This window comes from Acinetobacter sp. UBA3461 (assembly GCF_002381195.1).
In the GTDB taxonomy this organism is placed as follows: Bacteria; Pseudomonadota; Gammaproteobacteria; order Pseudomonadales; family Moraxellaceae; genus Acinetobacter; species Acinetobacter schindleri.
Genome location: NZ_DFRO01000040.1, coordinates 851 through 9,505, shown reverse-complemented (window position 1 = coordinate 9,505; position 8,655 = coordinate 851). Strand labels below are relative to the sequence as shown.

The following is an 8,655-nucleotide window of genomic DNA, read 5'->3' as shown; positions in this document are numbered from 1 at the left end:
ATTTTAATTGGTGAATAACAAAAAATGTTAGAAACCATTTAAAGCGTCCAAGTAAGATAGGAATCTCTGTTCACTTCTCTAAGAGATTTAATGTCCATTAAAATATGAATATGCAGTCTAAGAACCATTTTCGAAAAATGACAGAGGTTAAATCGTTTTACACTCATAATGACATCGGTTGAGTCGCAGCATAGTGTCATTATGACCTATTAGAAGAACTAAACCACTGATTCTATTATCATGCTAATGACAAGCTATGTGTCATTTTAGCTTGAAATAAAAAGCCACCCTTACAGTGGCTTTTTTGTGATCTGATTTATCGTCTTCAATTCTGGAATTTATTTCAACCGTTTCCCTGCTTCATCAATGATCATTTCCCCATCTTCCTTGCTAAAAGCTGCGCGCTGCGGAGCGGAAAGAATATCTAAAACCACTTCTGATGGTCGACACAATCTCGCACCCAGTTCAGTCACCACAAATGGACGATTAATCAAAATCGGATGTTGCAGCATGAAATCAATCAATTGATGATCTGTCCAATCACTGCTTTCCAAGTTCAGTTCTTCATAGTGCTTTACATTTTTACGAATCGCTTCACGTACCGACAGACCCGCATCCTGGATTAACTGAATCAGTTCCTCTTTGGTCGGTGGTGTTTTCAGATATTCAATCACCTGTGGTTCCTCACCGGTATTACGGATCAAGGCCAAGGTATTTCGAGAGGTTCCACATTCGGGATTATGATAAATCTTGATCTTTTGCGACATGACTTTTCTCAGTATATAAACAATATTGCTTTTATATATGGATATCCGTATATTCGCAATAGTAAATATATCAGGATATCACGATGCATCAGACCGATTTTTTTAAATGTCTTGCCGATTCAACACGTTTAGATATTTTAAAACTGGTCATGGCCAAACATAATGTCTGCGTCTGTGAATTTACAGAGCAATTAAATCTGAGCCAACCCAAAATTTCCCGTCATCTGGCTTTATTGAGAAATCTGGGTGTCTTGTTGGATCAACGCCAAGGGCAATGGGTTTATTACCGTTTAAATCCGGATTTGCCGGTCTGGGCAAATGAAGTATTAAAAGTCATCGCACAAGATCTGGAAATTCAAAAATTAAAATCCACCATTTCAACATCTTGTGAATTATTCTGAGCCTAATATCATGTCTGCTTCAAAAATGTCATTTTTAGATAAGAATCTGACCCTCTGGATTTTTATCGCCATGCTGCTGGGGATCGGGATTGGGGTTTTCTTTCCTCAGGCATCGATTGCTTTAGACCGGATGAGTATTGATTCGGTCAATATTCCGATTGCCATCGGTCTGATTATCATGATGTATCCACCACTTGCCAAAGTGGACTATGCCACCTTGCCGCAGGTATTTAAGGATAAACGCACACTCACCCTGTCTCTGGTTCAGAACTGGCTGATTGCTCCCTGCCTGATGTTTGCATTGGCGCTGATTTTTCTACAATCCTATCCTGAATATATGACGGGTGTCATCCTGATCGGTTTGGCGCGTTGTATTGCCATGGTGCTGGTCTGGAATGGTCTGGCGTGCGGCGATAATCAGTATGTGGCCGGACTGGTGGCATTTAACAGTATTTTCCAGATCCTGTTTTTCAGTAGCTATGCCTGGCTGTTTTTGACTTTCCTGCCGCCTTATTTTGGTGTTGAAGCACAGGTAATTGATGTCAGCTTCTGGACGATTACCCACGCGGTTCTGGTTTATCTGGGTATTCCATTTTTACTGGGCTTTTTGACACGTTTGATTCTGGTCAAGCAAAAAGGTCTGGAATGGTATCAAACGCAGTTTATTCCAAAAATCAGTCCGCTCAGCCTGCTGGCCCTGTTGTTTACCATTGTCGCCATGTTTAGCCTTAAAGGCGGTGATGTGGTCAGCCTGCCACTGGATGTACTCAGAATTGCCATTCCCTTAACCATTTATTTCGTGGTGATGTTCTTTATCAGCTTCTTTATGAGCAAGTGGATGGGCAATGACTATCCTAAAACTGCGGCTATTTCTTTTACCGCCGCCGGTAATAATTTTGAATTGGCACTGGCAGTTGCGATTGCCACTTTCGGTCTCGCCTCCCCTGTGGCATTCACCACCGTGATTGGTCCTCTGGTTGAAGTTCCAGTTCTGATTGCGCTGGTCAGCGTTTCATTATGGCTAAGAAAAAAAGTGTTTAAAGAGGCATAACCCGATGGATCTCCCGAATATCAATATGAATCTACTAGAAACACCGACACTGGACAAAGTTCAGGCCAAAGCGCTGGATCATCCACCTCGCATTCTGCTGCTCTATGGTTCAAACCGTGATCGCTCTTATAGCCGACTTGCTGTTCAGGAAGCCGGCCGGATACTGCAATATTTTGGCGCCGAGGTCAGCATCTTCCATCCCAAAGGATTGCCCTTACCTGAGGATGCAGATACAAATCATCCTAAGGTAAAAGAACTGCATGAACTTTTGGCCTGGTCAGAAGGCATGGTCTGGTGTTCACCGGAGCGTCATGGTTCGATGAGTTCGATTTTAAAAGCCCAAATTGACTGGATTCCTCTGGCAGCAGGTGCAATTCGTGCGACTCAAGGCAAGACACTGGCCGTGATGCAGGTTTGTGGTGGTTCACAATCCTTTAATGCAGTGAATCAGTTGCGTATTTTAGGACGCTGGATGCGCATGGTCACCATTCCAAATCAGTCTTCTGTACCCAAAGCTTTCCTCGAATTTGAAGAGGATGGTCGCATGAAAGCATCACCTTATTACAACCGCATTGTGGATGTGATGGAAGAACTCTACAAGTTCACTCTCCTCACCCGCGGTCAGTCTGCTTATCTCACCGATCGATATTCTGAACGGGTCGAAAGTGCCGAAGAATTATCGAAACGAGTGAATCAGCAAACGATCTAGTTTTATTTCAAATTCTCTGATCAACTTTTCAAAGCTTAAATATTAAAAAATCCCACTCAAGAAGCGGGATTTTTTATTTTGAAAATTGAGCAGCCACACATTATTTCAATTAAAACGCTTTGGTTATACTCAACCCGGCACTCCAGTTTCGCCCTTCTGCCGGCTCATAGAAACGGCCATTGCTTTCATTGACGATGACTGAACCTGAATAGTCTTTATCAAACAGATTATCGACACGTGCAAAAGTATTCACCACCCAATCCTGCATTTTCCAGTGATAGCCAACATTGGCACCAGCCACGGTATAGCTTGGCGCATATTGCGAGTTAATGTCGTTAACATAAATTTTGTCTGAATAACGCACATCTACACCCGTACTTAAACCATTTTCAGGTTTCCAGCCTAAAGCAAAAAAAGCCTGATTTTTGGCAATCCCCGGAATGTAGTTACCAGATGCCACTCTAGATACTATAATTTCTCCTTCATCATTAAGAATTGCAGGAATATCTGCATCAAACGTGGCGTCGATATAGCTATAGCTGACTTGAGCAGTCAGATCTCGCCACAGGTCTTTACTCCAGGATAGTTCCAGTCCTTTTCTTAAGGTTTTATCTGCATTACGAAACGTTGAGCGCCCGCCATCACTTCCCGCAGAAACAATGTCATTTTTGGTTTGAGTCTGAAATGCTGCTAAGGTCATATCACCAAAGCGATTCGCAGATTTTAATCCTAGCTCATAAGTTTCACTTTCAGCCGCTTTTAAACTAAAGCTGCGGTTTTCTGCCGTATTTGCAGGATAAGCCATTTCAGTAAAGGTCGGCGTTTCAAAGCCTTGTGCATAACTGGTATAGACCATCAATTCGGGTAGAATCTGCCAGCTTAGCGCGGCTGAAGGCAGCAATTTCTTATAAGTTGTTTTACCTGAATTATCGCCATTATTTAAGTAATGATCATCAGATTTAAAATGCACATTGCTATAACGTAGCCCGGCATCCAATGTCCAATCTGGCGCAAAGTTATAAGAAGCCTGTAGATAAGGATCAGCGTTCCAAAGCGTATTGTCTTCATTACGACGTAATTCACCTTTGACACCTAAAGTATTACCCAGAAAGTTTTGATAGCCTTTCCGGTCTTCGGTCATGGCATCTACAGCAATACCAGCAATTAACTTGGTATTTGGCAAAATCTCTCGGCCTGTCCAACGTAAATCTGCACCATAAAAATTACGGTCGAAGTCAATCACGCCACCGGCATGATTAGGACCGCCTTGTGCTGTGTTTGGAATCGACTGATATTGCGTAACTGCACGCTGTCCCCAATAGGCCATACCATATAGCTCATGCTGATCATTGATTGGCTTATTCCAGGTTAAACCAGTTTGAAGCTGTTCAATCTCTTTTCGGGCGTTATATAGCAGCACATTATTTGCAACCTGTTTAGGATTTGCTCGCCATTGTTCACGTGTTAAACCACCTGGATCATCTGCTGCAATTTTGACATAGTTATTGACCCAGTTAATTTTAGAGCCATCCTCCAGATCCCAAGTCAGCTTGGCATTGTTCAGTACTTTATGTGCACCACTATGGTCACGGAAACCATCCGTATCAAAATAAGATGAACTGATGATATAGCTTGGTTCAGAAGCATTATCTGAGCCACCTTGTAGTACCAGGTTCGTTTGACCTTTATTCTGACTGCCACCTGAATATCCTAAAGTGACTGAATCAGGTCCTTGCCCTTCACGGCTTTGTGTCAGGATGGTTCCGCCAGAAGAATTACCATATAGCGAGGAAAATGGACCACTCAGCACTTCAATATGATCCAGACTATTCAGGTCAATATTCGAGGTTTGCCCCTGCCCATCCGGCATAGTCGCAGGAATACCGTCCACATATAAACGTACTCCTCGCACACCGAAAGTCGAGCGTGCGCCAAAGCCCCGCATTGAGATCTGTAAATCCTGAGCGTAATTTTCGCGGTTATTCAGCTGCAACCCTGGTACACCTTTTAAGGTTTCAGACAAGTTTACATTTAAGCTATTTTGTTGTTCCTGATGCAGATAATAGGTAGATGCCGGTGTTTCCAAAATGGCACGATCTGTACGGGTTGCTTCAACCACAATGGGAGCCAGTCGCTGTACCTCTGTAACCGGTTCTTCCGCATAAATTCCTTGACTGATACAGGCGATCAGGCAGGACAACGTTGATTTCATCGGTAACCGTCTTATATGAAGGTACATAGCTTATATTCCTGAAGTCTGGCGTCTATGCATGTCATGGAAGCCAAAATATTTATAAAGTGTTTTTTTGCTGTATCTCGAATGCTCAGCAGCATGAGATCAGTGCATCATGTTTATAAACATGCTCATCTGACCAATCATAATTTGCTGGTTAAGATTCATTGTTATAACAGCCTGTATTCTGCATAAAAAAGCCTGACGAATCAGGCTTTTTTACTTAACTACAAAACTTCATTATTTGTTGTCTGGTAATGCATAGGCCACTAAAGAGTCGCCCATTTTGGTACCAAAGGAACCATGACCACCCGCCATAATCACCACGTACTGTTTACCGTTAGCTTCATAAGTCATTGGAGTGGCTTGACCACCTGCTGGCAGACGACCTTTCCATAACTCATCCCCATTGTTTACGTTGATGGCACGGATATAGTTATCCTGAGTTGCACCAACAAACATCACATTACCCGCAGTCGAGATTGGACCACCGAGCATTGGCACACCCATTTTAAATGGGGGTAATGGAATACCCGGCATACTGTCACGAATCGTACCAATACGGCGTTTCCAGGCAACTTCATGGGTGGTCAGATCTACACCCGCCACATAGCCCCATGCAGGCTGCTTACATGGCAAGCCAAATGGAGACAGGAAGGCACTGATTTCAACCCCATAAGGCACCCCATACATTGGCTGTACGCCCGCTTCAGTACCTGCACCTTTGGCAGTCTGCTTACGGTTCGGATCTTGCGGAATTAGACGAGATACAAATGGCAAACCAATTGGGTTGGTCAATGCAATCTGACGGTCTGGATTCACAGACATACCGCCCCATTCGAATACCCCCAGGTTACCCGGGAAGACCAGCGTCCCGTTTTCAGAGGGTGGTGTATAAATACCGTCATAGTTCAGTTTTTTGAACGATACACGACACATTAACTGATCAAACATGGTGGCACCCCACATGTCCTTATCCGTCAATTTATCTTGAGGAGCCAGGTTGAAGTCAGAGAATGGTTGAGTTTTTGAATACCACTCACCTTTAGTTTGTGGACCACGTTTTACAGATTGAGGCACCGGTTTCTCAGTGATTGGTATAATCGCTTCACCATTACGACGGTCTAATACAAAGGCATTACCAGTCTTGGTCAGCACGTAGATGGCTGGCACCATATTCCCGTTTTTATCTTTGATATCAGTCAATGTTGGTTGAGCTGGTACGTCCATATCCCATAGGTCATGATGGGTAGTCTGGAAGTTCCAGACTAATTTACCAGTAGAGGCATTCAATGCCAGCATTGAATTGGCATAACGCTCGTCCAGTTCAGTACGATGACCACCATAGATATCTGGTGTACCGACACCTGTAGGCACATAAACAATATCCAGATTGGCATCATAAGCTAAAGGTGCCCATGCATTTGGTGAGTTATGTACAAACTTTTGCCCTGGAGCAGGAATCGCATTTGGATCTTCCGCACCCGTATCAAATACCCAGAGCAATTCACCAGTATTTACATCATAACCACGAATGACACCTGAAGGTTCTTCAGTTGAATAGTTATCTGTGGTTGAACCCGCAATGATAATGGTTGTACCTGTCACCACAGGAGGTGAAGTCGGGTTATAACCACCTGGATATGGGAATGGCATGTCTTTTTGCAGATCGACTTCGCCGTTATTACCAAAGTCGGAACATACCTTACCAGTAGTTGCATTGACCGCCACCAAACGTCCGTCATTCACTGGTAAGATTACTTTCTGAGGACATTCGGCAGACGTTGTAGAACGAGCAGCTAGACTGCTTTCAAAACCGGTAGTGTTATTGGCATCATAATAAGACACTCCACGGCACGTTAAATGCTGGAAGGTATTGTCCGCTTTCAGCTTAGGATCAAAACGCCATTTTTCCTTACCCGTCGCAGGATCAAGTGCAATCAGGTACTGGTGAGTGGTACACATAAACAGGTTATTACCCACTTTAATCGGGGTTACCTGATTTGTAGTTTCACCAGAATCTTTATCCGTTTTTACATCACCGGTATGAAATTCCCAAGCCAGCTCCAGATTTTTTACGTTATCAGCAGTAATCTGTTTCAATGGAGAATAACGTAGACCAGATTGAGTACGGCCATAGGCTGGCCAGTCTTCGTCAGCAATACCGGGAATAGACTGATGCACTGCAGGCTGCTGTGATTTTAGCTCACCACGAATTTCTTGCGGGTCATTGAATACAGAATAGATCATTACCGCAATGGTAATTGCTAAAGTACTGGTGAGTGCAATCTTGGCACCTTTCGTCTCCCCAAAACCACGCGTCACGGCTGGAATGAGAAGTGCTAAACCGAACAGGCCTAAAATGTCTAAACGAGGTGCGAGTGCGAAGAAGTCCGAACCAACTTCCCATAGCCCCCATACTACTGTGCCTAAGATCAGCACGGCGTATACGATCAGTGCTGTACTTTTCTGTTTATGTAATAAAACTGCGGTCGCAATAAAGAAAATACCGGCAATGATGTAGTACCAAGACCCACCAAGTATTGCCAGGTAAATCCCTCCGATCAGTAGTACCAGACCGAAAATAACAGCAATGACTGCCATAATCGTTTTCAGTACTGAACCTGAAGACGAAGTATTCATATTGAACACCTTTATAAGATTTCTTTTCGCTCATGCAATTCGAATGCATGAACACCATATTGTTAAGTTCTTAGTTATAAATACATACCTGAGGCATCTGTTTATCAATGCCTCAAAGTCACGGGAGATTCAATTATGTATTTGCAACTAAGAACTCTTTTTAGAAGGAGGTATTAAACTTGATACCGCCTACCCAAACGCTTTCACCATTTCTGTATGCACCGACATGGCGAACATACTGAAGGTTAGGTCGAATAGTGAGCCAGTTCGTGGCATGCAATCCGTAGTAGATTTCTGCATCGATTTCTTCACTACGGTCACCCAATGCATCATAATTCATATGGATACGGGCAATACCAAACGCAATTTCATCCTTTGGACGAGCATCCATTGCGCCTTTATACACAAGGCCAATATTTTGTATATCAGTTTTTTCATTTGTTTTGGCATCATGAAGGGTGAGATTTACGAATCCGCTGAGACCACGAGATATATCGTCTTGCTGTGCCGTCAATTGTTGCTTGGCAACAATCCAGCCACCTTGATGATGGTCTGTTTTAGTCTGGATCTCTTGAGGCGTTACACCGTCAAGAATTTTTGAATCTGCGGTACTATAGTAATAACCGGCACGATACTCCCCTGGAAGTTTTCGTTCACCGAGTTTTGGTGTCCACACTACTTCTGCCGGAATGATCGCGCCTTTAGAGCCGTCTGTGCTCAGGTTAAAGCCTTTACCACGTTCCAGATTCTCAGGGTTATATTCATAGACGCCCACTTGGGTAAAGATTTCAGGTATGAGGTTATATTTCACACGTGCTGCCCACTGTGATACTGGCCAGTTATACCATTGG

7 protein-coding genes are annotated in these 8,655 nt (G+C 43.5%); 3 read left to right on the top strand and 4 right to left on the bottom strand.

What is annotated here, in order from left to right; genetic code table 11:
- Window positions 1-338: 338 nt before the first annotated feature.
- Window positions 339-767: an arsenate reductase (glutaredoxin) gene (gene arsC / locus B3D47_RS11250; protein ID WP_004814597.1), complete on the bottom strand. Its 429-nt coding sequence runs from the start codon at window positions 765-767 to the stop codon at window positions 339-341.
- Window positions 768-850: 83 nt separating this feature from the next.
- Between arsC and B3D47_RS11245 the strand changes: the two genes are divergently transcribed.
- Genes B3D47_RS11245 through arsH form a run of 3 tightly spaced genes read left to right on the top strand, consistent with a single transcriptional unit; the run spans window position 851 to window position 2,928 of the window.
- Window positions 851-1,168, top strand: a complete 318-nt coding sequence (locus B3D47_RS11245) for a metalloregulator ArsR/SmtB family transcription factor (RefSeq protein WP_286862065.1) — start codon at window positions 851-853, stop codon at window positions 1,166-1,168.
- A 10-nt stretch (window positions 1,169-1,178) separates the two neighbouring features.
- Window positions 1,179-2,219: an ACR3 family arsenite efflux transporter gene (gene arsB / locus B3D47_RS11240; RefSeq protein WP_286862063.1), complete on the top strand. Its 1,041-nt coding sequence runs from the start codon at window positions 1,179-1,181 to the stop codon at window positions 2,217-2,219.
- Window positions 2,220-2,223: 4 nt separating this feature from the next.
- The gene (arsH, locus tag B3D47_RS11235) at window positions 2,224-2,928 is read left to right on the top strand and encodes an arsenical resistance protein ArsH (RefSeq protein ID WP_286862062.1); all 705 of its coding nucleotides are present in this window, start codon (window positions 2,224-2,226) and stop codon (window positions 2,926-2,928) included.
- Between the two features lie 109 nt (window positions 2,929-3,037).
- Here the strand turns inward: arsH and B3D47_RS11230 are convergent, their stop codons facing one another.
- From B3D47_RS11230 to B3D47_RS11220, 3 genes are all read right to left on the bottom strand, one after another.
- Complete coding sequence (locus tag B3D47_RS11230; RefSeq protein WP_286862060.1) at window positions 3,038-5,167, bottom strand: TonB-dependent receptor; 2,130 nt, start codon at window positions 5,165-5,167, stop codon at window positions 3,038-3,040.
- A 234-nt stretch (window positions 5,168-5,401) separates the two neighbouring features.
- Window positions 5,402-7,804 carry a glucose/quinate/shikimate family membrane-bound PQQ-dependent dehydrogenase gene (locus B3D47_RS11225; RefSeq protein WP_286862058.1) on the bottom strand — a complete coding sequence of 801 codons (2,403 nt, stop codon included), beginning with the start codon at window positions 7,802-7,804 and terminating at the stop codon, window positions 5,402-5,404.
- Between the two features lie 160 nt (window positions 7,805-7,964).
- A partial coding sequence (locus tag B3D47_RS11220; protein WP_286862056.1) for a carbohydrate porin occupies window positions 7,965-8,655 on the bottom strand: 691 nt, incomplete at its 5' end.